This is a genomic window from Candidatus Enterococcus ikei (assembly GCF_017316105.1).
Lineage (GTDB): Bacteria > Bacillota > Bacilli > Lactobacillales > Enterococcaceae > Enterococcus_L > Enterococcus_L ikei.
Window position 1 is genome coordinate 1 of the sequence record NZ_JAFLWD010000002.1, and the last position, 25,714, is coordinate 25,714.

The following is a 25,714-nucleotide window of genomic DNA, read 5'->3' on the forward strand; positions in this document are numbered from 1 at the left end:
GTTTCTTCATTAAATAGTTTCCTCCCTAAAATTCATACGAGAGTTATCATATCATGGGTCAAAACGTTAATGGTTACTATTTAATTAAGGCTACGTTACAGTATGCAAGAAAGCGTTTTATCGATTGTCATATTATAAATATTTTCATCTTTTTTTAGTAAAAAAAATAAAAGTAGTTCAAAAATATCCCGTTATATTAAGGATTATCTTTTTTTCATTAGAAAATATGTAAAAAAAAATTATTTATTGATTTCATTATTTTTATTCAATCAATCTGGTGTAAAGTATCGTAAAAAGCATTGAACTCCCTCTATATTACAGCGAGTTTACAAAAAATGTTTTGTTTTTTTATCAATTTATTTTACAAAAAAACTATGACATCCTGAAAACTCAGGATGTCATAGTTTAAATTAACTCCTATTTAAAAAAGTCTAGAATATGAGCCCAAATCTCTTCTTTGAACACATCTTTTGGATTTCCTCCGCCAATCACTCCGTAACCGATCATCGTTCCGGCAACAAATAAAATAATCACTAAGGCAATCACTACTAAAACTTTCAACAAAGTCACTATAATATAGCGTGTCGAACTCATATCACTTTCCCCTTTTACTTAACAGTTGACATCTTCTTTTCTACAACCTTCTCGTCATTTACACGTTCCACTTTTGCTCCTAATTTTTGAAGTTTTTCATGGAATTTGTAATAGCCTCGATCTAGATATTCTAAATGTGATACTCGAGTAATACCATTGGCACGTAATCCTACTAAGATCAACGCAGCAGCAGCACGTAAGTCAGTTGCTTCTACAGCGGCACCTTGTAATGATTGAGTACCGTTGATAATAGCAATATTGCCATCTATTTTCACATCAGCATTCATACGTTGCATTTCTTCAAGATGTTGGAAACGATTTTCAAAAACAGTCTCAGTTACTACGCTAGAACCTTCTGCTACCATTTGCATTGCTGTCATTTGCGCTTGCATATCTGTTGGGAAGCCTGGGTGAGGTAATGTTTTAATGTCAGTAGGTTTGATCACTTTAGGACCAATGACACGTAACCCCCCTCTTTCTTCACGAATAATAGCACCCATTTCGGTTAACTTAGAGATAAGCGGACGATTATGTTCAGGAATTGCTTCTTCAATCAAAACATCCCCTTCAGTCATCGCAGCTGCAACCATAAATGTTCCTGCTTCAATACGGTCTTGAACGATTGAATGTTCCACCGCATGAAGTTTATCAACACCTTCAATACGCATCATTTCAGTCCCAGCACCGACGATTTTAGCACCCATCTTATTAAGGATATTAGCTAAATCAACGATTTCAGGTTCTCTAGCAACGTTTTCAATCACTGTCATCCCTTTAGCTTTGACAGCTGCCATCATAATATTTTGAGTAGCACCTACACTTGGGAAATCTAAATAAATCGTATTACCGATCAATTCATCTGCAATTGCTTCAATATAGCCATTTTTTTGAATGATCTTCGCACCTAATGCTTGGAAGCCTTTTAAGTGTAAATCAATTGGTCGTTTGCCAATCGCACATCCACCTGGCATTGCAACTTTTGCATGACCATTACGAGCTAATAAAGGACCCATAACAACGATTGATGCTCTCATTTGACTAACATACTCATAATTTGCTTCGATGCCTAAAGGCTGCGTTGCATCTATTGTTACTTGGTTTTCTTCTTCATTAAAATCAATATCTACATTTAAGTGTTTGATAACTTGGTTCATTGTAAAAACATCAGAAAGAATTGGTACATTATTTAATGTTGTTGTTCCTTCTTCTGCTAAAAGGGTTGCTGCTAAAATTGGCAATACTGCATTTTTAGCCCCTTCGATTTTCACAGTTCCTTTTAATTGGTTACCACCATGAACAATGATCTGTTCCATTTTGTTCCCCCCAAAAAAGTTAGAATTGGATGCTCTGATCCAAAATCTTTTCTATTATACCACTATTTACCAACAAATAATATCTTTTCTTTTTATTTATCCATCCTCTAAGGGAAAAATACAATAAATAAGTTACGGCATAAAGCAAGGAACTCTAAGAAAAATGAGCTTGCAGTAAAACCAATAACAATTGAAAAAAGGACGATTAGTAATCGCACTTGAGAGGTTTGATGTGCTTTAAAAAACTGTTCTATTCGAATAGATTGCATTGCCCAAAAACTAACGTAAATGAACATTAAATGGCTAATGATCCGAACCATTGCATCAAGACCAAAAAACTGCATAATTTTTCTCCTTAATTTAAAAACTAAACAAGTTTTTGTAGTTAGATAAGTATTATAAAGAACAGTTTATCACAAATTATCTGAAACAAAAAATAAAGTTTCTTAATTATATGAAAAAGAACATATGTACGCGCTATTTGTTTATGAAAAGAGCGGGCTGGGACATCTTGAACCTGTTGCCCCAGCCGCTCATCATTTTACGTATGTTTGGATACATTAATCCGATTGATTGCGCGGTGAAGTGCAACTGTTGCACGGCGTAGTTCATCCGTATTTGCATTTTCTTTGGCTTTTTCAATCATTCGTTCAGCTCGTTGTTTTGCTCGTTCTGCACGGCTTACATCAATGTCTCGTTCACGTTCTGCACTATCGGCAATGATTGAAACAATATTATCACGAACTTCCATAATACCGCCATTTACAGCAATCCAATCTACGTGTGTATCAGAATCCGTTCTCTTAACTCGAACTTCATCAATTGCTAAAGGAACAATGATTGGTGCATGTTGAGGTAAGATACCGATTTCGCCATCTGTTGTTTTTGCAACAACGATCGTTGCACGATGATCATAAACCAATCCATCAGGAGTCACCACATTAACAGTTAAACAATCCATATCTGTGTCTCCTCCTTTTAGTAGTTCAACGTTTTAGCTTTTTCTATGACGTCTTCGATTCTACCTACGCTACGGAAAGCTTCTTCTGGTAAGTCATCATATTTTCCGTCAAGAATTTCTCTAAAGCCTTTGACAGTATCAGCAACTGGAACATAAGAACCTGGTTGCCCTGTAAATTGTTCTGCTACATTAAAGTTTTGTGATAAGAAGAATTGAATACGACGGGCACGGCCAACCAAGATTTTTTCTTGATCAGATAACTCATCCATCCCTAAAATTGCAATGATATCCTGTAGCTCACGGTAACGTTGCAATACGTGCTGTACTTCTGTTGCTACAGCGTAATGCTCATCTCCTACAACTTCTGGTGCTAAAGCACTTGAAGATGAAGCTAATGGATCAACTGCGGGATAAATACCCATTTCAGTCAAACGACGCTCCAAGTTAGTAGTTGCATCTAAATGGGCGAATGCTGTTGCAGGCGCCGGGTCAGTATAGTCATCGGCTGGTACATAGATTGCTTGAATCGATGTGATCGAGCCCTTTTTAGTTGATGTGATACGTTCTTGTAATTGACCCATTTCAGTGGCAAGTGTTGGTTGGTAACCAACGGCTGAAGGCATCCGACCTAATAAGGCAGAAACTTCTGATCCTGCTTGAGTGAAACGGAAAATATTATCAATGAACAATAATACGTCTTGACCTTCAACATCTCGGAAATATTCCGCAATCGTCAACCCAGTTAATGCTACACGCATACGCGCGCCAGGAGGTTCATTCATTTGACCGAAAACCATGGCTGTTTTTTCGATAACGCCAGAGTCTTTCATTTCAAAATAAAGGTCATTCCCTTCACGAGTACGTTCACCAACACCAGTAAATACTGAGATTCCGCCATGCTCTTGGGCAATGTTATGAATCAATTCTTGAATCAGCACGGTTTTACCAACACCGGCACCACCGAATAGTCCAACTTTACCACCTTTTAAATACGGTGCTAACAAGTCGATAACTTTGATCCCGGTTTCTAAAATCTCATTACTTGTACTTAAATCGGCAAAATCAGGTGCTTTCTTATGAATACCACTACGTACTGCATCTTCTGGAAATGGTTCTTCTAAGTCGATCGTATCGCCTAAAACATTAAATACTCTACCCAATGTTTCTTTTCCGACTGGAACAGAAATTGGTTTACCTGTATCGATAACTTCCATTCCGCGCTGTAATCCATCTGTAGATTCCATTGCGATTGAACGGATAACTCCGTCACCTAATTCTAAAGCTACCTCTAGAACGACTTTTTGTTTTTCTTCGCCGTTTTTATAAACGACTAACGCATTATTAATATCCGGTAAGGATTGATCTAGTGAAAATTCCACGTCAACAACGGGACCGATTACTTCAACAATCTTTCCTGAACTCATGTTTCTTTCCTCCGTTTCGTTTAGAAGAGGTTGTGAAAATATCGTTAAAGAGCGAACAGCTAGCGTAACATCTGTATATCCGCTGTTGGGACATACAGAGATTTTTGAAACTGCCAAACTTTCGATATTTTTATACCGTTAAAGAGGTCGTGATAAAACCTGTCTTCTCTAATTACTTATTAAGAACTTCGAGCCACATAGGCTCGAATCTTGATTATTATTCCAATGCCGCAGCACCTGCTACGATTTCTGTAATTTCTTGAGTAATGGCACCTTGACGAGCACGATTATAGGAAATCGTTAAATCACTGATAATATTTTGCGCATTATCAGTAGCAGTCTTCATCGCTGTCATTCCAGCTGCATGCTCTGCTGTTTTAGCATCAATAATAGCACCATAAATCAAACTTTCAGCATATTGAGGCAATAAATTATCTAAAATTGCTTCTTCAGAAGGTTCTAAGATGTATTCTTGTTCATAAGTTGTTGCTTCATCTGGATCTAGATCCGAGATTGGCAACATCTTTTCTACTCGAAATTGACTGGTCAATGAATTGATGTGGTGATTATAACAAACATACAACTCATCAAACACTTCATTTTCATACATCGTAGTCGCTGCAGAAACGATCTTTCTGACTTCATCAAAACTAGGCTGATCTGTTAATCCTCGAAGTTCGTAAGCCACATTTATACCACGTGCTTTAAAAAAGTCAGCGCCTGTTCCGCCAATAGCGACTAAGACAAATTCATCTTGCGATTCATGATCATCAGTCATCATTTTCATGGTCTGTTTCAAAATGGAACTATTATACCCGCCTACTAATCCTTTATCGGAAGTGATAACGATATAACCTGTTTTTTTCACTGGACGTGATGTCAGCATCATATGATAATTACCAGTTTCTGATGCTTCCTCACTATCAAATGAATCCAATTCTTCCAGATCACTTAATTGCGCTGCAACAAGATGCGTAACAATCGAACGAATTTTTGATGCATATTCTTGAAAGCTTCTAGAAGCCGCTTCTGATTTTGTCAGCTTAGCACCGGAAACCATCTGCATAGCATTGGTAATTTGACTGGTTTTTTTGGTTGAAGCAATGCGTTGTTTGATTTCATTTAATGAAGCACCCAATTCTTGTCACCTCTCTTACGCATTTTGAATTGATTCAAGTGTATCTTTAGCTGTAGATCCTTCTGAATTAGCTGCACTGAAAATTTCTTTGAATTCACTGATTGCTGCATCTAAGTCTTCAGATTTTGGTAAATCTTTTGTTGTACGGATCGTTTCAAATAATTCAGGATGTTTTCCATCTAAGAAGTCAAATAATTCTGATTCAAAATCTAGAATTTTTGCGACGCTGATACTATCTAAAAATCCGTGTGTCAAAGCATATAAAATCACGACTTGTTTTTCAACTGCTAACGGTGCATGCAGTTTTTGTTTTAAGATTTCAACAGTCCGACGGCCTCGATTTAATTTTGCTTGAGTTGCTGCATCTAAATCAGAACCAAACTGTGTAAATGCTTCTAATTCACGGTAACTTGCTAAATCTAAACGAAGCGTTCCAGCTACTTTTTTCATAGCTTTGATTTGTGCTGAACCACCAACACGTGATACTGAAAGTCCGGCATCAACGGCTGGACGTGTTCCTGCATAGAACAAGTCACTCTCTAAGAAAATTTGTCCATCTGTGATTGAAATAACGTTTGTTGGAATGTAGGCAGAGATATCTCCTGCTTGTGTTTCAACAAATGGTAGAGCAGTCATTGAACCGCCACCTAGTTCATCACTTAATTTTGCTGCACGTTCTAGTAAACGTGAATGTAGATAGAAAACATCCCCTGGGTAAGCTTCACGACCTGGAGGACGGCGTAATAGTAATGAAAGTTCACGATAAGCGACAGCTTGTTTTGATAAGTCATCAAAGATGATCAAAACGTGTTTGCCGTTATACATGAATTCTTCACCCATCGCAGCTCCTGCATAAGGCGCAATATATAATAATGGGGCTGGTTGAGATGCTCCAGCATTTACGATTATTGTATAATCAAGGGCACCATAAGCTCTCAATGTTTCTACTTGGTTACGTACAGTCGATTCTTTTTGTCCGATTGCTACGTAAATACAGATAACATCTTGTCCTTTTTGGTTGATGATCGTATCAATTGCAATTGATGTTTTACCAGTTTTACGGTCACCGATTACTAATTCACGTTGGCCTCGGCCGATTGGTACAAGTGCATCAATGGCTTTAAGACCTGTCTGCATTGGTTGATCAACTGATTTTCTTTGCATAACACCAGGTGCTGCTGCTTCTACTGGACGAGTTTTGTCTGTTTTTATCTCGCCTAACCCGTCAATTGGTTGACCTAATGGATTAACGACACGCCCAATCATAGCTTCCCCAACAGGGACTTCCATGATTTTACCCGTACGTTTTACTTTGTCGCCTTCTCGAATGGTTTCAAAATCACCTAATATGATGATACCAACATCATTGGTTTCTAAGTTTTGCGCCATGCCGTATGAACCGTTAGAAAACTCAAGCAATTCTCCGCTCATTGCGTTTTCTAAACCATGGGCACGAGCAATTCCATCCCCAACATATGTGACAGTTCCAATTTCTTCAACGGCTAATTCTTGTTGATAATTCTCGATTTGTTCCTTAATCAAGGCACTGATTTCTTCTGCTTTGATAGCCATTCAATTCACCTCTTTATTGTGCTGAACGTTATTTTAATAACAATTCTTGGATTCGTTCTAGTTGTTTATGGATACTGCCGTCGATCACTTTATAGTTGGCTTCTATGATAACACCGCCAACGATATCAGGATCAATTAAATTAATCAAATTTGCATGTTCATATCCTAAAAGTTTTGCTGCTTTTTCTTCCATCAACTGATGTTGTTCTTTTGTTAAAGGAACAGCAGTTAACGCAGTACCTAAAAGCAAACTTTTGTGTTCATCGTAGCGTCTTTCGTATTCATCGATCATTAACAATAAATCGTTCATACGTGTATAGTTATAAACAACATATAAAAAGTTCTCTGTTGTTCCTTCAAATCCGCTGACTAAATGTTTCATGATTTCGTCTTTTTCGTAAGGTTCTAGACGTACATCACTTAATATGGCACCTAATTCTGGAACTTCATTGTAAATCTCTCTAAGTTTTAATAAGTCTTGATAAATGCTGTCAGCTTCTTGCTTTTCAATCGCCAACTCAAACAAAGCCTTGCCGTAGCGTTTACCTACTGTATACTTATCTAACTTCATTGGTTTTACCTAATCCTTCAATATAAGAATTGATCAATGAATCATGTGCATCAGGTGTCAATTCTTTGTTTAGAATTTTTTCTGCAATTTGTAAGGACAAATTCGCCACTTCGTCTTTAACAGATGCCAATGCTTCTTCGTGTTCTTGAGAAATATCTTGACGTGCTTTTTCTCGTAAACGAATGACTTCGTTATTGGTTTCTGCTAAGATTTTTTGGCGGTTTTGGTCTCCGCTCTCTTTCGCATGTTTAATAATATCTGCGGCTTCTGATTTTGAAGAAAGCAACTTTTGTTGACGTTCTTCTTGCATCTTGGCTGCTGCTATTCGAGATTGTTCTGCAGAATCTAAATCGTTGGCAATTTTATCTTCACGTTTTTTTAACACATCAGTGATTGCTTCCCAAGCGAATTTCTTGATTAGAAGCATCAAAATAAGAAAAGCGCCGCTGACGACAATCATTGTGCCTATTGTTGTACTTGGACCAGCTTCTCCGATTACTAAATAATCTAGCATGAAGTTTCAACTTCCTTTCTCTGCAATTCTCGGTGATTGTTATTTCATTAAGGGTTTTGTATTGTTTTAGTTCTGCCTTATTTTTGGTAAGGCTTGGTATTTTACAAGGTAGCTTCTGTCTTTTTGTTTCTAGTTGTTCAACAGTTGCAAACTCTTTGTTTCTGTACAAGAGTAACTTCTCTCTCCTCATTCGCCAAGTATTGTTCTACATCTGCTCTGCTAAAGCAGTCGCAGTGTTTCTGCACGAGTGTAACTTCTCTCTCTTCGTTCGCCAAGTATTGTTCTACATCTGCTCTGCTAAAGCAATCGCAGTGTTTCACAATAAAGAAAGCAGTGACGGAGTCCGAAAACTCGGCGTCCTGCCTTCTAAAGATTTTATTTAAATACTAATAATAACGCAATAACTACACCAAGAATTGGCACCGCTTCAATTAAGGCTACCCCAATAAACATTGTTGTTCTTAATTGTCCAGCCATTTCTGGTTGACGTGTCATAGATTCTAGAGTTTTAGAAATTACTTTCCCGTTACCGTATGCTGCCCCGATAGCTGCTCCGAAAACTGCAATTGCTGCTGCGATATAGTTTAATCCGTCCATTTTTGATTTCCTCCTAAGATTGTTGTTGTTTTTGTATGATTACTCTTCAACTTCTATTTTATGTGCCATATAAACCATTGATAAGGTCACGAAAATAAAAGCTTGAATAGCGCCAATAAATAATGAGAATGCTAACCAAATCATTTCTAACGGTATAGCTAATGGGATCGCCCATAAACCTACACTGGAGACGATACTAGCAATCAATCCCAACAAAACTTCACCGGCAAAGATATTACCATATAAACGTAATGCCAAAGTAAGTAAGTTGGTGAATTCTTCCATAAGTTTGATAGGCATTAAAAATGCTACTGGACTTAGGAAGCTATTTTTGAAATATCCTTTTAAACCAAAGCGACTAACACTGAAAAAGTGTGTCAGTACAATCATGATCAATGCCAAAGTTAACGTAACTAATGGATCTGCTGTTGGGCTTTTCCAGTAGCTATAATCACCGATAACGACTTTTGTCACCAAACCAATGATATTAGCAACTAAGACAAACATGAACATGGTAAATGATAACAGGTGAAAATTGGTTACTTCTTTACTTGGCATATTGTCGGTAATGATGCCCCGAACAAAATCAATGAGATACTCAATGACATTTTGTTTGCCTTTAGGTTTCATCTCAATATTCCTTGTGCAGAAATATACTATCCCAAAAACAATGACACATGTTAACAGCACCATTAAGCAAATGGTTCCGTCAAACCAAATCGGCCCAATCTTGAAGAGTAGTGTCTTCTCTTCCAAATTATTTCACCTCTTTTCCAACAAACTTGCGTGAAGCTTAAAAGGCTTCTATTTCTTAACCACACGTATCATACCACCAACGATGAATAATTTCAAAAGAATTTCATGAAAATTGGACACTTCTTTTAATATGACAAAATATTAAAAGAATAAGTCTTATTAGTGTTTGGCAGTACAATAGTCGATTACTGAAAAAACGATGAAAACTCATCAGTTTCCTTACACTCTAACAAATTTTTCAAATAAGATAAAGCAAAGTAGCAAAATATGCGAAAAAGAATAAATTAGCTTGGGAAACGAGTTAATTTCTTTCAAAAAATAACAAATTTCGTTACCTTATCTTAAATTGTTTTTTAACGTGCGATTAATTTCACGATTGATTTCTTTGCGTTTTAAGTCTTCGCGTTTATCGTATTGTTTTTTCCCTTTTGCAAGTCCAATCAAAACCTTTGCATAACCGTTTCGAATGTAAACTTTTAATGGAATAATCGTGATTCCCGTATTTTTGGTTTCAGCGATTAACTTCGCTATTTGCTTCTTATGCAACAATAATTTCCTAGTTCGCAACGGATCATGGTTAAAAATATTCCCCTGCTCATAAGGACTAATATGCACATTAAGCAGGTAGGCTTCTCCATTACGGATTCTGGCGAACCCATCTTTTAAATTGATTCGTCCATTCCGGATCGATTTGATCTCAGTTCCTTGTAAAACAATTCCAGCTTCCATTGTATCAACAACAGTATAGTCATGCCTAGCTTTACGATTTTGGGCAATCAGCTTGCCTTCTCCTTTTGGCATACCCATTCCTCCGTTTTTCTATTTTTTCTTCTGTTTCTTACCTTTTTTCTTTTTAGCGACTTCTTTATAAAACGGCTTTTTGCCTTTTTTCTTATTTTTCTTTTGTGTAAATGGCTTCTTATCATCTTCTTTACGATCAGAACCACGTCTTCGACGATTGTCTTGTCGTTTTTTTTGTTTTGGCGCTTCAAGTCTTTCTACTTCTTCTGCTTCCAGAAACTCAAAATCGATTTCTCTAGTTTCAGGGTCAGCTTTTTCTACTTTGACCTTAACTTTTTGACCAATCTTTAAGGTCATCCCAGTACGCTCGCCAACAAGCGCCATATGATTTTCAATAAAATGGAAATAATCTTGTTTTAAATTATTCACATGGATCAAGCCCTCGATCGTATTAGGCAGTTCTACAAAGAAACCAAAGCGAGTCACTGAACTAATGATACCATCATATTCTTCACCAATTTTATCTGCCATAAATTCAGCTTTCTTCATAGAATCAACTTCGCGCTCTGTTTCAACCGCTCGGCGTTCCATTCGTGAACTATGATCTGCAATATCTGGTAAATTTTGTTCCCATTTTTCTTTTAGTTTTTCTGAAACCTTTCCTTCATAGCTACGAATCAATCGATGAACGATCAAATCTGGGTAGCGTCGGATCGGAGATGTAAAATGAGTATAATATTCTGCCGCTAAACCATAATGTCCATAATTATCTTCTGAATAACGAGCCTGCTGCATACTACGTAATAACATAGTATTGATCACAGCTTCTTCTGGTTTATCAGATACTTGTTCTAAAACATTTTGAAGATCTTTTGGCGTAATATCTGTCTTTGTCCCTTTGACTAAAATTCCTAAAACAGCAGCAAAATCAAAGAAACGTTGCATTTTTTCTTCTTTAGGCTGTTCATGGATTCGATAAATAAAAGGTAGTTTTAAATCATGATAATGCTTAGCGACTGTTTCATTAGCTGCTAACATAAATGATTCTATCAAACGTTCGCCTACGCCACGTGTACGCAGTAAGATGTCTTGTGGGTGACCATCAGTATCAACTAAGACTTTGGCTTCACGATCTTCAAACGAAATCGCTCCACGGTTTTCCCGCATTTGTTCAAGAATATGATGCAGTTCGCCCATTTCTTTAAACATTGTCAGTAAATTTTTATAACGCTTCATCGTTTCTGGCTTTTGTTCTTCTAAAATTTCATTGACTGCAGTGTATGTCATACGTTCTGTTGTTTGGATCACGCTTTGGAAAATATCATGTTTCACTACATACCCTTCAGGAGAAATCTCCATCTCACAACTCATTGTCAATCTTGGCACGTTAGGATTCAGTGAACAAATACCGTTAGACAAACGCTGCGGGATCATCGGTACCACACGGTCAGTTAAATAAACACTAGTGCCTCGTTCATACGCTTCTTGGTCTAATTCACTACCTTCAGTCACGTAATAAGAAACATCTGCAATATGAACGCCTAAGAAGTAATTGCCGTTTTCTAATTTGCGTACTGCCACTGCATCATCTAAATCTTTGGCATCTTCTCCATCGATCGTTACGATCATTTGATCACGTAAATCCCTGCGGCCTTCAATATCTTTATCTGAAATGGCATCAGGCACTTTATCAGCTTCTGCGATTACCTCATCAGGAAAACTTGTGGGAATACCGTGAGCCACGACGATCGATAAAATATCCATCCCTGGATCATTCTTGTGACCGACAACTTTTTTCACTAATCCTTCTAAACTCTTTGGATATTCTTTTTCAGGATAGTGGGTGACTTCTACGATTACTATACTGCCATCAACGGGTTTGATTCCTTGTGCGGCAATATTGAAGGTCAAGCCTGTCATTTTTTTATCTTTTGGAACAGCATAGCCATAAAGATCAGTCTCGCTGACTTCTTTTTCATCATAGGCTATAAATTCACCTACTACTTGTGTGATTGCTCGTGTTTTGATTTCTACGACTTTACCTTCAGCACCACGATCTGAAAATGGATCAGCTGGCTGAACAATATCAATCGCTACGATATCTCCGTCCATCGCATAATTAACGGCTTCTTTTGGAATATAAACATCGGCTTCTTCTGGATCGATGGTTACAAAACCAAAACCTCGTTCATTGGCACGGAATGTACCTTCGATGGGGCCATTTTTTTGCGGCAAACGAATTTTACCTTTTTTATTAAATTCTACTAATTTTTCGCGTTCCATTGCTGCAATTGTTTGGACAAGCAGTTTAAAATCTGCACTCTTTTCCAATTGCAGGCCTTGCGCGATTTCTTCCATGGAAAAACTTTTTTTCGTCTGATTTTCCATGAAGAATAGGATTTTCTCCTTGATTGTTTGTTTTGTCATTCTTTCTCCTCATTCCAAGACAATGTATTTAAAAAAGCTACTACGTCTTGTTCTAATTGTTTGTGATCTGGTCCAACGGTCAATACGTGACCGCTGTTTGGATACCAGTTTAATGTATATCGTGTTTGCTTCAATGCTTTAGCCGTCTGATATACTCCGTCTGCATCGATCATTTCATCTTTTCCAGCTTGTGCGAGAAAAACGGGAACCTTGATTTGTCCAAGTTTGCTTGCTGTCTGTTCAGAAAATGACTCAATATCTCTTAATTGAATATGTGATGCTTCTTTGATTTTTACCATTCGCTCAGTGCGTTCCTCATCTGGAACTCCTGCTGTTTTTAAGACTTTATCAGAATAAAGTACGAAATTTTCCGGCACATTATTTTTTACTGGGAAAATCGGGGAACAGAAAAATCCACCGCCGATGATTCCTTCTAATTGCTTTGTTAATGACTCCATCGTAAAAATGCCACCCATCGAAAGGCCGAAAACTGCAATGTCATGATAACCTTTCTCTTTTAAAAATTGAATGGCATCTACTGTATCTTGCCACCAATCCTTAGTAGTTTTTTCCAAAATATCCTCTGGAGAAGCTGTGGCATGCCCAGAAAAATTAGGAGAGTATACCGTATAATTTTCTTTCTCTAAATAACGAGTCAGCATACGTACATCGTTGCTGCTTCCTGAATAAGCGTGCAAAAGCAATACCGCACGGGAACCATTTTGGGTAAATAATGGTTTAGGTAGACTTATTTTTTTCACTATTCAATTCACCTCATCCTCATTTTAGCACATTATCTATTGAAAACCTTGTGAAAAGACAGATGTTCAAAGAACTTTTCATTGATCATTCCTTATTCATTTACAGCAAAAAAGTCCCTCAGTAAATGAGGGACTTCAAAGGTCTTACTTTGATGATAATAATACTAAAATAAATAATAGTAACATCCAAAGAGCGCCAATAATCGCTGTTGCGCGTTGCATAACAGCTTCAAATCCACGTGCTTTTTGTTTACCGAAAAGTTTATCTGCACCACCAGTGAAAGCACTTGCTGCACTGTTTTGTTTACTTGGCTGCATCATAACGGCAATAACCATCACTACTGAAAGGATGATCACAAGTGTTAAAATAAAATTATACATAGTCTAATTCTCCCTTTATTCACAAAATACATCTATTATACTTTAGCATATTTTTCATTCAAATACCAGTTGTATTTGAATAAGTAGAAAAAATGTGATCTGGATAGAGGTTTTAGCAAAGACCGATTCTCATTACTTTCTTAATACATCAGCATATTCAGGTTTAGTGTCAAACTCTTTTTTAGCAAATGGGCATAGTGGAATGATTTTTTTTCCTTCACGGCGGGCTTTTTCTACCCCATTGTAGACTAGTTTTTCTGCTAATTTTTGTCCTCGATATGCAGGATCGACAAATGTATGGTCAATGATCATCATTTCAGTCCCAGCATCTGACCATGTCATTTCACCGATTTCTTTATTTTCATCATTTAACAGTACAAAGCGATTATTTTCTTCTTTAATTTCCATGTTTATTTTCCATCCTTTCGAATATACTTTAATGCGCCGCTAGGACATGTATCGATAACACGGATATCATCTTCTACGGCACCGTTATCTGCAATGATCCACGGACGACGTCCGACTTCAAAAACTTCGGAATTCCCACGAACACAATTACCAATATGAGCACAAATCTCTTTACTATAATAAATATCCAAATCTTCACCTGAATATTTTCGATATCCTTGTAATAATAACGTTTCTTCAGTTACTTTTTTTCCATCGATTTTGCTTCCATCCATCTTTTTTTCCTCCTAAACACTTTTTGATGAAAAATAAATTCAACTAACAAAGCCAAAATTCCTGTAACGACAGAAATGATTAGTTTCGTCAGATATTTCATTTGCATCACATCTTTTGAAAAGTCCCCTTCTCTATAATAAGAATACGCTCAGTTGGATAATTAGCCAAGATAAAAGACTTAAATGAAAATGATTGTCATTCTTTATTAGATAAAAAAATGGCTAAGACAACAGCATTTAGCTTCTGAAAAAAGCTGCTTTTGTCTTGCCATTTACTTGCTCTATTTTATCACGTTAAACTACACGCTTTTGCTTCTTTATCTTTCTATTTTCTTTTCGTTTTTCAACTTCGTATATCACTCGTGTCATAAACAACGATATATAATTAAAAATTGAACGGCTACCAAGAATCAGTGGCAAGTAGAATAAAACATTTCTAGTAAATAGAGAAGTCAGCATAAAGAAATCGCCGAAGAATAAGAAACAAACTAGAAAGGCTATTAGTAAAAGTCCAATCATGATCTGTTTTTTCAAATCTAGCGGTCGGGCAGCTCTTAATAAAACTTGAAAACCAACGCAACCTGTAAGTAGTACACACATCGTTGAAACATCTTGATGAGATAAATCAAACCAAATCCCAGCAAGCTGCAATACTAAAATATTGAAAACAACAGTCAAGGCTCCTGGTACTGAGATTCGTAAAATATTGGTTAAAAAATGTCCTTTTATACGCTGATAATTCGGCTCTAACGCTAAAATAAAGGATGGAATTCCAACAGTCAACGTATTGATTGGTGTCAATTGTAATGGCGCAAAGGGATATGGTAAGAATAAAAAGATAAACGTTACCGCAAGAATAGCTGAATAGATTGTTTTTACCATATACATCGAAGCAACCCGTTCAATATTATTGATGACTCTTCGTCCTTCATTTAATACTTGGATCATTGAACTAAAATCTGAATTCAATAATACAACATCCGACACCGCACGAGCAGCATCACTTCCACTAGCCATTGCAACACTGACATCCGCTTCTCTTAATGAAAGAATATCGTTGACACCATCACCTGTCATACAGGTTGTATGTCCATTTTGTTTCAGCGCTTGAATTAGTTCTCTTTTTTGATAAGGGGTTACACGACCAAATACTGTTGTATTTTCAACTAATTCATTAAAGTTGGTCGAATCAGAAACGGTACTCATATCAACAAAATTTTCTGCACCAGCGATTCCAGCTTGTTTAGCTATTTGCGACACAGTAATAGGATTATCACCTGAAATAACTTTTAAGGTTACATCTTGTTTGGCAAAATAAGAGAATGTGTCGACCGCATTTTCACGAATCGTATCAGCGATAATAAAAATCCCAACTGTTTCTTTCGTTTGCGGAAGAGTAGCGCTCGTTAATTCATCTGAAAAATGAACCAAGATCAACACACGATCGCCTTGTTCATTATAAGGAGCAAGAATTTCCCTTAAGTCAGCTGGAACTTCAGAATAAATAAATTCTGGTGCGCCCATAACAAATGAACCTTTTTCTTCAAAAGTCACGCCACTCCATTTTCGATCAGATGAAAATGGAATCACTTCTTTAACTTTCCAAGTCGCTTGCTGTAATGGAAATCTAGAACGGAGTACTTTAGCTGTTGCATTTTGATCGGATAAACCTGCCATCATTTCGCTCATAGCCCGTTCGATCTCACTGGCTGGAAAACCCGCTTGAGGAATCAGTTCTTTAAATGTCAACGTACCATCTGTAATAGTTCCCGTTTTATCCAAACAAATGGTATCCACACGAGCTAACGTTTCAATACACGATAGACGTTGGATCAAGGTTTGTCTTCTAGCTAAATTAGCTGCACCCACAGCAAACGCTACACTGGTCAATAGCATCAACCCTTCTGGGATCATACTGATCAGTGCACCAGAAACTCCTAAAACCGTTTTAGGAAATGACTGGGTAGATTGATATTGTGACCAAAACAGTAACAGCCCAATTGGAACAATGGCAAAGGTTAATCCTTTAATCAAAAGATTCAGAGAGTTCATTAGTTCAGAAGTTGATTTTTTCTCTGTTTTTGCTTCTTTGGATAATTTTGACACGAAATTATCTTCACCGACTGCGGTGATTTTTACAAAACCTAATCCTGAAGTGATAAAACTACCACTCATGATTTTGTCGCCATTTTGCTTTGTGATTTTATCAGATTCGCCCGTTAAAAGAGATTCATCGACTTCCATTCCTTCTGCTTGAATCACAATACCATCAGATGGTACTTGATTACCTAAGGTCAGGACAAGCACATCTCCTAAAACAATTTCATCTTGAAAAATCTTTGTCAGTTGACCTTCTCTTAAAACAGTTACCTCTGTTTTGTTGACGATCGATAATTTATCTATGGTTTTCTTTGCATGGATCTCTTGGATCACACCAATTGCTGTATTGATAATGATTATCCAGAAAAACAATGCATTCTTTGGATAGCCCACGGCGAATACTGCAATAGCTAAAAATAAATTAATAAAATTAAAAAGTGTCAATGAATTATCTAGAATAATCTGTTTCGTTGTTCTAGATAAATCTTCTACTTCCATATTATATTTACCTTCAGAGTATAGTTGCTGCACTTCTTGATCTGACAAGCCTTTAACATTAGGCGGAATCCGAATGTCGTTGTTATTTATTGGTTGTTTTTGTTCTTCTGATGAAAGAAACGGTTCATTGTCAATGTTTCTTTTTTTTCTGAATATTTTTTTCATATTCTCCTTCACCTTCTTCTAACTATAATTAATCCAATTGTAGAGTATTTTATTAAGTATTTCAGATAACTTATTTAAGTTTACACTTTTTTTAATCATTTGAACAAAATGAAGGTGTTTAGATTTAACTTAGGTGTAAAAAAAGAAAGGCTAAGAATTAGTCTTTCTTTTTATTTTACTTTGTATATCAGTTTGTTTGCTTTATAACAGAGTGAGACTGGTAGTCGCAGCAAGAACAAACGCAACAGATGCAGATTTCAATCCACTCACTCCATAACAGAGTGAGACTTGAATTGATGGATAAACGTTTCTTGCATATGAAATTTCAATCCACTCACTCCATAACAGAGTGAGACATAATGCTGAGGCACCAAATAATCAAGATGGATTAATTTCAATCCACTCACTCCATAACAGAGTGAGACCGTACCGTTTGGAATGTCTTACTTGATCGATATGACATTTCAATTCACTCACTCCATAACAGAGTGAGACTGAAGCGAGCTGTACTTTATGCGATTGATATGCTAGATTTCAATCCACTCACTCCATAACAGAGTGAGACGCAGGGATAACTGAAGCGCAAAAAATCGGCGAAATTTCAATCCACTCACTCCATAACAGAGTGAGACCCAATAATTTAGGATCGATTACTGAAATTGATCCATTTCAATCCACTCACTCCATAACAGAGTGAGACAATATGTTGTGACAGTTCGACTACCAGGTAAAAGTATTTCAATCCACTCACTCCATAACAGAGTGAGACCTGCTTTTGAATCGAGTCAGCTTTGCCAGTAAGGATTTCAATCCACTCACTCCATAACAGAGTGAGACGTTTCTGAGCTTCCGCCTTCGCCGGATGTCCAACCTATTTCAATCCACTCACTCCATAACAGAGTGAGACTCGGTTGATCACTGTACCAATACAACGCAGTTGAATTTCAATCCACTCACTCCATAACAGAGTGAGACTTTTTCTCGAAGAGCATAAAAAGTATCTATGGGATATTTCAATCCACTCACTCCATAACAGAGTGAGACGTACGTGAAATGCCTACTTTCGATTATGTGGTAAACATTTCAATCCACTCACTCCATAACAGAGTGAGACATAAAGAATTCGGAAATATCACCTCTGAAGACATCATTTCAATCCACTCACTCCATAACAGAGTGAGACAGCATACTCGAATACTTTTGAAGTATAGGTGGTAAATTTCAATCCACTCACTCCATAACAGAGTGAGACTTTATCTCCTATCTATCCACGGGCAAGCGGTAAATTTCAATCCACTCACTCCATAACAGAGTGAGACAATTCAACTCTTCGTTCATTCGTGTCAGTAACTATATTTCAATCCACTCACTCCATAACAGAGTGAGACACGGTCAAACATTGTATATCGGTAAAGGTGACGTTATTTCAATCCACTCACTCCATAACAGAGTGAGACTTATAAAATACTATTCTTATTAGGGGGATTAAAATATTTCAATCCACTCACTCCATAACAGAGTGAGACTATGCCACCTGATCCTTGTAGTTCATATTTATCTTATTTCAATCCACTCACTCCATAACAGAGTGAGACTTGTTGTGTCATACGCTCCATAGCTCTGAATACATATTTCAATCCACTCACTCCATAACAGAGTGAGACCGTGAAAAATTAGGATTATTCGTCATAAATTACTCACAATCATTAATTTTCCACAAAAACAATTTGAACATTAAAATAAAATGAGGAAAAGGACCAAATACAGAGTATTTTCCTCTTAATTTTGGTGCGGATGTCCCAGTGATTTTATGGGCACTTGTGGTTCGCACCAACAGAATTTATTTAGGAACCTAACTTTTATTTCCAAAAATCATCAAAAATTGAAATCGGCATATGGCGTTTATGTTGTGTTTTTTTGTACCAACCTTCGATTGTTTCTCTTGCTTTCTCTGATACGGTCTTTCCTTCAACATAATCATCAATATCATCGTATGATACGCCAAGTGCTACTTCATCAGCTACTAACGGTTTATCATCTTCTAAATCAGCTGTTGGAATTTTGGTATATAGTTCTTCTGGTGCACCTAATTCTTTTAGTAATGCTTTTCCCTGGCGTTTATTTAAACGGAACAATGGTAAAATATCTGCTCCACCATCACCATATTTTGTGTAGAAACCAGTAATGTTTTCAGCTGCATGATCTGTTCCGATAACTGCTCCTGCTTTTTCTCCTGCAATAGCGTATTGAACGATCATTCGCTGACGTGCTTTCATATTGCCTTTATTGAAGTCACTGATAGCTACATTTGTTTCACTTAGAGATAAAACACAGGCATCTATTGCAGGTTTGATATCTACACGTAAAGAGACATCTGGTTGAATAAAATCTAAAGCTTTTTTCGCATCCGCTTCATCTGCTTGCTCTCCATAAGGTAGGCGGACAGCAATAAATTGATAACGCTCATCTTTAGTCTCTTTACGCATTTCTTCCATTGTCATTTGAGCAAGTCGCCCAGCTAAGGTAGAATCCTGACCTCCGCTGATACCTAATACCAACGTTTTTAAAAAAGGATACTTGTTTAGATAGCTTTTCATGAAATCAATGCTTTTTCGAATCTCTTCTTGTGGATCTATTTGCGGTTTTACACCTAATTCTTCAATAATTGCCTTTTGCAACGACTCCATAGAAAATTCCTCCTAATCTAAGAGCGAAGCGAGCTCGTTCAATCATTCTCCAAAAGAATGGCCCGCACAGCTAGATACTATTTATTTGCCTTCACTTAATGCTTTTACATCGACCCGAACTTTTTCAAGTAAACGCATTTTATGATTCCAACACTCCGTCGATAAATCAACTGGGTATTTTTGCGGATTCAGATCACGTTTGTATTCTTCCCATAATGAATCAAGATTTTCTTTTGCATAACTTTTAATTTCATCTAAAGTTGGCATTTCATAAACGCGTTTCCCATCAACAAAAATTTCTTGTAAAACAGCTCTTGCCTCAAAGTCCCGAACCGTTTTATTAATAAATGTATGCACCGGATGGAACATATAAATCTCTTCCTGTTTACGAGGATCTTCGTCCCACAAGGTCACGTAATCACCTTCAGATTTTTTATCTGATTTGCGCGTGATTCGCCACACTTGTTTTTTCCCAGGAGTTGTAACTTTTTCTGCATTACTTGAAAGCTTGATAGTATCTTCCATCTTGCCATTTTTATCTTCAATAGAAACTAATTTAAATACAGCACCTAAAGCTGGTTGATCGTATGCGGTAATCAGCTTCGTTCCAACACCCCAGACATCAATCTTTGCTTTTTGCATTTTCAAACTCAAAATAGTATTTTCATCTAGGTCATTTGATGCATAGATTTTAGCTTCTGTGTACCCTGCTTCATCTAATTGTTCACGCACTCGTTTTGAGATATAAGCCATGTCCCCACTATCCAGACGAACTCCGAGGAAATTGATTTTATCACCCATTTCCTTCGCTACACGAATGGCACTTGGAACTCCTGATTTTAAAGTATCATAAGTATCAACTAAAAAGACACAATCTTTATGTGTTTTGGCATAGGCTAAAAAAGCATCGTAATCATTGCCATAAGACTGAACCAAGGAATGTGCATGCGTGCCGCTAACAGGAATACCAAAAATTTTCCCAGCACGAACGTTACTTGTCGCATCTGCTCCGCCAATATATGCCGCACGTGTCCCCCAGACGGCAGCATCTAATTCTTGTGCACGTCTTGTCCCGAATTCCATCAGAGGATCTTCACCGATAACTGACTTGATGCGGGCAGCTTTTGTTGCGATCAACGTTTGGAAATTCACCATATTCAATAGAGCCGTTTCGATCAATTGACATTGTGCCAACGGACCTTCTACTTGAATCAAGGGCTCATTATTAAAAACTAAATCCCCTTCTAGGGCTGAGCGAACGGTACATTTAAATTCAAACTCTTGCAAGTATGTCAAAAAGTCCTCTGGGTAATTTTCAACTTCTCTAAGGTAAGCAATATCAGTTTCAGAAAATGTCAAATTCTCTAAATAATCAACTAATCGTTCTAATCCTGCAAAAATAGCATAGCCATGATTAAAGGGCATTTCTCTAAAATAACATTCAAAAACAGAATGCAAGTCAGCTCTACCTAATTCCCAATACGTCTGCATCATGTTGATCTGATATAAATCCGTATGTAATGTTAAGCTATCATCATCATAAACATTCTTCATTTTATTAATCCATCCTTTACTTTTTCTAAAACTTTATATTCCATTATAACAAAAAACTATTCTTTCAACTAAAAACAAGGTTTATTTTTTTTTGAAAATAAAAAATTTACTAAAAAAGTAATTCAGTACAACGACTGCCACTTGGGTCACCATTTTTGCCCAAAAATCTGAGATGTGCAGCCATTCGATCATTAAAACCATCAAGGCCATATCCACCACAAAAGATAAAATTCGGTACCAGTAAAACAGTAGCATCTCTCTAATGAAAGAGCCCAAATCTTCATGATTGCTGGAAAAAACAAAATATTTATTTGTGAAAAAGGCAAAAAGCACTGATAAGAACCAGCCAATTGCGTTACTTATCTTATAATCGATCCCTAACATATCTTTGCAGATAAAGAAAACCACTATATTAACAATGGTCGTCGCTACTCCAAAAAATAAATAAGACAGGACTTCTTTATATTTTTCAAATAATTCTTTCAAATACATTCTTCCTTTCGTTGCTCTTTACTATTTTATCAAAGTTAAGAAAGAAAGCCTACTGATTTTCTATTATTTAGCTTGTAACGTCTGCTATATATGTAAAAAAGAAGATCGAAGGAAGCAAATTATACTTTAGTATCCTTCAATCTTTTTTAGTTATTAGTCAGGCTTTACACTTTTTTGAATCACAATAATATCTTTTCTTGGTGCGCTAAATGAGTAGCCTTCTTTTATCATTTGGTTCTTAATTCCGATGTGAATATCAACATCTTCCCTATTTGTATTCAATAGCTTTTTGATTACATAATCGACTTCTTGTTTTTTGATTTTCTTTTTTGTATTGATCATGATTATATCAATTTTATCAAAAGCATCCGCATATACGATTTGAGTTCGATCTAATGCGTATAGTTTAAAAAATTTAATTGCTTTCGAACCAAAAACAAACTTAGTGATATTTGGATAAAAATATTCTAGGTCCATATTTCTATTGATGGGTGTTTCAATTAATTTCATATTCTTAGCTCCTGTCTATTCAGATATACGTCTATTTAATTTCACATAAAAATTTTACCTCTTCTTTACCTATTTGTAAATTAAAGTTTTTTAGTGAAAAAAGAAAAATTATGCTATTCTATAAAAACACTTGACCTTCTCGTTAGGTAAAGGTTTATTCTATGGTTACAGGAGGGAAACAGATGGAATATACAATTAAAAAAGTCGCCGAATTATCCGGTATCAGTACTCGTACCTTACGATATTATGATGAAATCGATTTATTGAAACCTGCGCGCATCAATTCTTCTGGTTACCGAATATACGGCACAAAAGAAATCGATCGGCTGCAGCAAATTCTTTTTTATCGTTCTTTGGATATGAAATTAGAAGAGATCCAGAAGCTTTTAGCAACACCTGACTTTGATCCTCAACATGCATTACAGGCTCATTATCAACAGCTGCTAGAAAAACGCCAGCAAATCGATCATCTGATTCTAACTGTAGAAAAAACACTACGTTACCAAAAGGGAGAGATAACGATGACTGACAAAGAAAAGTTTATCGGCTTTAAGCAAGCAAAATTAAAAGAAAATGAAGAACTTTACGGAAAAGAAATCCGTGAAAATTATGGAGAAGAAACTGTGACAGAATCAAATAAACAATGGTTAAACTTAAGTGAAGCTGACTTTAGTGCAATGGAAGCCGCTGAAAAGGCAATGTTTGACGCCTTAAAAATCGTGATGAAAAACCACGATCTACAATCCCAAACAGCGAAAACTGTGTTTGAAAAACATAAAGAATGGCTGACTTATACATCACCAGTTTACTCAGCAGAAATGCATCGTGGTCTAGGACAAATGTATGTGGGCGATGAACGTTTTGCCGCGTATTATGATGATCGTGTAGGTATCGGTACGGCTGATATGCTGAATCAAGTCATTCAACATTTTGCAAAATAATTAATTATCAACCTTATTCTTGAATAGAGAAAAGGAACAAGCTCGTGTTTTCTAAATGAAACACTGGCTTGTTCCTTTTTATGACTTAAAGAAGATTCTCTTCTCGTTCCAATTTCAAGGATTTCATAATAGAAAGTCCTGCTTGATCAGCTATGTCTGACAACTTTTTATTCTTACTATTAATAACACAAGATAGCATGCCGTAATTTTCTTCTGTTTCAAAATAATAAATGGTCGTACCATTATAGTCAGAAGCATCCGTTTGATTATTTTTCGATTGCTCTATATATTCATGAGTAAAAAAATCAGGATGTAATGTTTCATCTTTCATTTTTACAGAATCATCACTTCTCGTTTGCGTGGCTTTTTCTAAATACTCAGAAAAGCTAGTATATAAGCTCTTTTCCACCATGCTTATATCAATTGTGAATGCTTCACTTATGAAGGTCTGATAAGAGCGACCTTTTTCATCATCCACTTGGATTAAGTACCCCATCTGCTGGTGAAAATCTTTTGGCAAATCCGCCTTCAGCGTTTCGTCACCTCTTGAAATAGTAAAGTTTTGGACTGTTGTCTTTTGCTCGTCCATTTCATTCTCAATCTCTTGCCTGATTTCATTTTCAATAGCTTTAGAGCGCTGCTCATCTAAAAAAGATTTTCCAGCAATATACAAAACTGTGCCAAGTAATGCAAAAATAATCAGTGTAATAATCAATGACTTAATTCTTCTTTTTCTTCGTTTAGCAATGAAATTCGTGCTTTTCAATAAGTCTTTTTTATAGTTTTCTGAATGAGTAATTCGGGTAATATCATAATAATAAAAATGAAGCGGCTGTTCGAATCTAACTCTGTCCGTTTCAAAATTAAAGCCTACAAGCAGTGTAAACTGTCGCATCGTTGAAGGGAAGTTCCTAATATTTCTTTTATTTAGCTTCACCATCTCACCTTGGGCGTCTAAAAAATAATATGCTTGATCATCTTCTTGTGGATTTCCTTCTTCCATTGCAGGAAATGCCTCAGGCAATTTGGCTAAAATTGTCTGAAAATACGCTTCAAATGTTGCTTCTTGTAAAAAGCGTAATAAATAAAGCAAACCAGCAATCTCTACAATAAACACCAATACTAACAACATTCGTATTAAAGAAGTAGATACACCGATTCCTGTAACAGTCAAAAGCATAAGAGCAATTAATCCCATAATATACATTTGATAACTTTTTACATATAATTGCCTGATCCCTGATTTATAATAAACTAAATCATGTTCAATATTCTTATTTGTCTCTTCCACCAATAAACCTCCCAACAATTTCTCTATTTTTTTCATAGAATACTTATTTTTTCTTATTATTTTACAGGAGTATTTTGTAATTAACAATAACTGTAACTAGATATATTCCAGTCCTTTACAAGGTTCTGATTGTCAATTTTTCCGAATCAGCTGATCAAAGATAAATGCTCCAACTCCGCCATCTTTACAATCACTGACGATATAATCACACTTTTCCTTTACAATTTCTTTGGCATTACCAACAGCTACAGCAACATCCACCACTTCAAGCATTGCGATGTCATTTTCGCCATCACCGATTCCAAAGCTTTGTGCATCAGGAAATTTCTTCATAAACTCCTGAATAGCTTCCCCTTTACTGCTCAGTGGATTCACCATTTCCATACATTGGATAAACGATGAAAAAACGTACATTGATTCACTTGTCAATAATTCACGCAGTATTTCATGTTCTTGATCACTTGCTTCCATCAGCTCTATTTTTACAATTTTTATCTCTGGATGTGTTTTCAAATAATTGATTGGGTCTTCAACTTGTTGGCATTCTTCTTTGAAATAATGTTCTTTAAAGTCCATAATTTTTTTGCCCGTTTCGCCAAGCGTCTTCATTTTTTCCCGTAATGCCAAAAGTTGCTTTTCATAATTCTCAACTGGCTTTAGAATAACACCATCACTGGTATGAATATGATAAAAAATAGCCCGTTCTTCTAAAATATCAATTGTTTTTTGACACTCTTCAATGGACAAATCATGTTGATAAATCGGTTCTTCTCCAATCAATTTATAGCCTGCACCATTACTAAAAATAACATCACAATCACTTTCCAATGTATCCATTAATTCAGTCAATTGTCCATAACCTCGTCCGCTGATAAAAACAAAGTGGTCACCTTGTTTTTGTAGTGCATAAATAGCCTCATAATTAATTTCTGGTACGTCCACACCTATATCTTGAAATGTTCCATCTATATCACAAAATACTATATTCATTCACTTTTCTCCTTTTATTTTTGCTTTAAATAAAGTATATCATAGGATGGACG

25 protein-coding genes and 1 CRISPR repeat array are annotated in these 25,714 nt (G+C 36.3%); of the genes, 1 reads left to right on the forward strand and 24 read right to left on the reverse strand.

Annotated features, from left to right (window positions below; all coding sequences use genetic code 11):
• Positions 1-417 precede the first annotated feature (417 nt).
• The 22 genes from JZO69_RS00465 to JZO69_RS00570 form a co-directional block, all read right to left on the reverse strand.
• Positions 418-594 carry a DNA-directed RNA polymerase subunit beta gene (locus JZO69_RS00465; protein WP_207110950.1) on the reverse strand — a complete coding sequence of 59 codons (177 nt, stop codon included), beginning with the start codon at positions 592-594 and terminating at the stop codon, positions 418-420.
• 14 nt (positions 595-608) lie between these two features.
• Positions 609-1,907 (reverse strand): UDP-N-acetylglucosamine 1-carboxyvinyltransferase, encoded by a 1,299-nt coding sequence (murA, locus tag JZO69_RS00470; RefSeq protein ID WP_207110951.1) that lies wholly within the window; start codon positions 1,905-1,907, stop codon positions 609-611.
• Between the two features lie 107 nt (positions 1,908-2,014).
• Entirely contained in the window at positions 2,015-2,251 is a 237-nt protein-coding gene (locus tag JZO69_RS00475) for a DUF1146 family protein (protein WP_207110952.1), read from the reverse strand.
• A gap of 197 nt (positions 2,252-2,448) precedes the next feature.
• Positions 2,449-2,868, reverse strand: coding sequence for a F0F1 ATP synthase subunit epsilon (locus JZO69_RS00480; RefSeq protein WP_207110953.1), 420 nt, complete (start codon positions 2,866-2,868; stop codon positions 2,449-2,451).
• Between the two features lie 17 nt (positions 2,869-2,885).
• Complete coding sequence (gene atpD, locus JZO69_RS00485) at positions 2,886-4,292, reverse strand: F0F1 ATP synthase subunit beta (protein ID WP_207110954.1); 1,407 nt, start codon at positions 4,290-4,292, stop codon at positions 2,886-2,888.
• Positions 4,293-4,509: 217 nt separating this feature from the next.
• Entirely contained in the window at positions 4,510-5,430 is a 921-nt protein-coding gene (locus tag JZO69_RS00490) for a F0F1 ATP synthase subunit gamma (RefSeq protein ID WP_207110955.1), read from the reverse strand.
• Between the two features lie 15 nt (positions 5,431-5,445).
• A complete protein-coding gene (gene atpA, locus JZO69_RS00495) occupies positions 5,446-7,002 on the reverse strand; it encodes a F0F1 ATP synthase subunit alpha (protein WP_207110956.1) in 1,557 nt (518 codons plus the stop codon).
• A gap of 28 nt (positions 7,003-7,030) precedes the next feature.
• Positions 7,031-7,573 carry an ATP synthase F1 subunit delta gene (gene atpH / locus JZO69_RS00500; RefSeq protein WP_207110957.1) on the reverse strand — a complete coding sequence of 181 codons (543 nt, stop codon included), beginning with the start codon at positions 7,571-7,573 and terminating at the stop codon, positions 7,031-7,033.
• Positions 7,560-8,087 (reverse strand): F0F1 ATP synthase subunit B, encoded by a 528-nt coding sequence (gene atpF / locus JZO69_RS00505; RefSeq protein WP_207110958.1) that lies wholly within the window; start codon positions 8,085-8,087, stop codon positions 7,560-7,562. Before atpF ends, atpH begins: the two co-directional genes overlap by 14 nt.
• 375 nt (positions 8,088-8,462) lie before the next feature.
• The gene (gene atpE, locus JZO69_RS00510) at positions 8,463-8,684 is read right to left on the reverse strand and encodes a F0F1 ATP synthase subunit C (protein WP_086331600.1); all 222 of its coding nucleotides are present in this window, start codon (positions 8,682-8,684) and stop codon (positions 8,463-8,465) included.
• Between the two features lie 39 nt (positions 8,685-8,723).
• On the reverse strand, positions 8,724-9,440 hold the full coding sequence (atpB, locus tag JZO69_RS00515; RefSeq protein WP_207110959.1) for a F0F1 ATP synthase subunit A: 717 nt from the start codon (positions 9,438-9,440) through the stop codon (positions 8,724-8,726).
• A 336-nt stretch (positions 9,441-9,776) separates the two neighbouring features.
• Positions 9,777-10,241 (reverse strand): SsrA-binding protein SmpB, encoded by a 465-nt coding sequence (gene smpB / locus JZO69_RS00520; protein ID WP_010763287.1) that lies wholly within the window; start codon positions 10,239-10,241, stop codon positions 9,777-9,779.
• Positions 10,242-10,259: 18 nt separating this feature from the next.
• Entirely contained in the window at positions 10,260-12,608 is a 2,349-nt protein-coding gene (gene rnr, locus JZO69_RS00525) for a ribonuclease R (RefSeq protein WP_207110960.1), read from the reverse strand.
• The gene (locus tag JZO69_RS00530) at positions 12,605-13,372 is read right to left on the reverse strand and encodes an alpha/beta hydrolase (protein ID WP_430733247.1); all 768 of its coding nucleotides are present in this window, start codon (positions 13,370-13,372) and stop codon (positions 12,605-12,607) included. Before JZO69_RS00530 ends, rnr begins: the two co-directional genes overlap by 4 nt.
• A 141-nt stretch (positions 13,373-13,513) precedes the next feature.
• Positions 13,514-13,750 carry a preprotein translocase subunit SecG gene (secG, locus tag JZO69_RS00535; RefSeq protein WP_207110962.1) on the reverse strand — a complete coding sequence of 79 codons (237 nt, stop codon included), beginning with the start codon at positions 13,748-13,750 and terminating at the stop codon, positions 13,514-13,516.
• 132 nt (positions 13,751-13,882) lie between these two features.
• Positions 13,883-14,158 (reverse strand): GNAT family N-acetyltransferase, encoded by a 276-nt coding sequence (locus JZO69_RS00540; protein ID WP_207110963.1) that lies wholly within the window; start codon positions 14,156-14,158, stop codon positions 13,883-13,885.
• A gap of 2 nt (positions 14,159-14,160) precedes the next feature.
• A complete protein-coding gene (locus tag JZO69_RS00545; RefSeq protein ID WP_207110964.1) occupies positions 14,161-14,433 on the reverse strand; it encodes a (4Fe-4S)-binding protein in 273 nt (90 codons plus the stop codon).
• Between the two features lie 294 nt (positions 14,434-14,727).
• On the reverse strand, positions 14,728-17,196 hold the full coding sequence (locus JZO69_RS00550) for an HAD-IC family P-type ATPase (RefSeq protein WP_207110965.1): 2,469 nt from the start codon (positions 17,194-17,196) through the stop codon (positions 14,728-14,730).
• A gap of 254 nt (positions 17,197-17,450) precedes the next feature.
• A CRISPR array of direct repeats spans positions 17,451-18,860; the repeat unit is 34 nt; unit sequence ATTTCAATCCACTCACTCCATAACAGAGTGAGAC.
• Positions 18,861-19,055: 195 nt separating this feature from the next.
• A complete protein-coding gene (gene nadE, locus JZO69_RS00555) occupies positions 19,056-19,883 on the reverse strand; it encodes an NAD(+) synthase (protein WP_207110966.1) in 828 nt (275 codons plus the stop codon).
• 81 nt (positions 19,884-19,964) lie between these two features.
• Complete coding sequence (locus JZO69_RS00560; RefSeq protein WP_207110967.1) at positions 19,965-21,437, reverse strand: nicotinate phosphoribosyltransferase; 1,473 nt, start codon at positions 21,435-21,437, stop codon at positions 19,965-19,967.
• 81 nt (positions 21,438-21,518) lie between these two features.
• Entirely contained in the window at positions 21,519-21,923 is a 405-nt protein-coding gene (locus tag JZO69_RS00565) for a GtrA family protein (RefSeq protein ID WP_207110968.1), read from the reverse strand.
• Between the two features lie 159 nt (positions 21,924-22,082).
• Entirely contained in the window at positions 22,083-22,439 is a 357-nt protein-coding gene (locus JZO69_RS00570; protein WP_207110969.1) for a DUF1827 family protein, read from the reverse strand.
• 182 nt (positions 22,440-22,621) lie between these two features.
• Between JZO69_RS00570 and JZO69_RS00575 the strand changes: the two genes are divergently transcribed.
• A complete protein-coding gene (locus JZO69_RS00575) occupies positions 22,622-23,380 on the forward strand; it encodes a MerR family transcriptional regulator (RefSeq protein WP_207110970.1) in 759 nt (252 codons plus the stop codon).
• Positions 23,381-23,465: 85 nt separating this feature from the next.
• Here the strand turns inward: JZO69_RS00575 and JZO69_RS00580 are convergent, their stop codons facing one another.
• Positions 23,466-24,671 carry a hypothetical protein gene (locus tag JZO69_RS00580; RefSeq protein WP_207110971.1) on the reverse strand — a complete coding sequence of 402 codons (1,206 nt, stop codon included), beginning with the start codon at positions 24,669-24,671 and terminating at the stop codon, positions 23,466-23,468.
• A gap of 132 nt (positions 24,672-24,803) precedes the next feature.
• A complete protein-coding gene (locus JZO69_RS00585; RefSeq protein WP_207110972.1) occupies positions 24,804-25,661 on the reverse strand; it encodes an HAD-IIB family hydrolase in 858 nt (285 codons plus the stop codon).
• Positions 25,662-25,714: the final 53 nt, after the last annotated feature.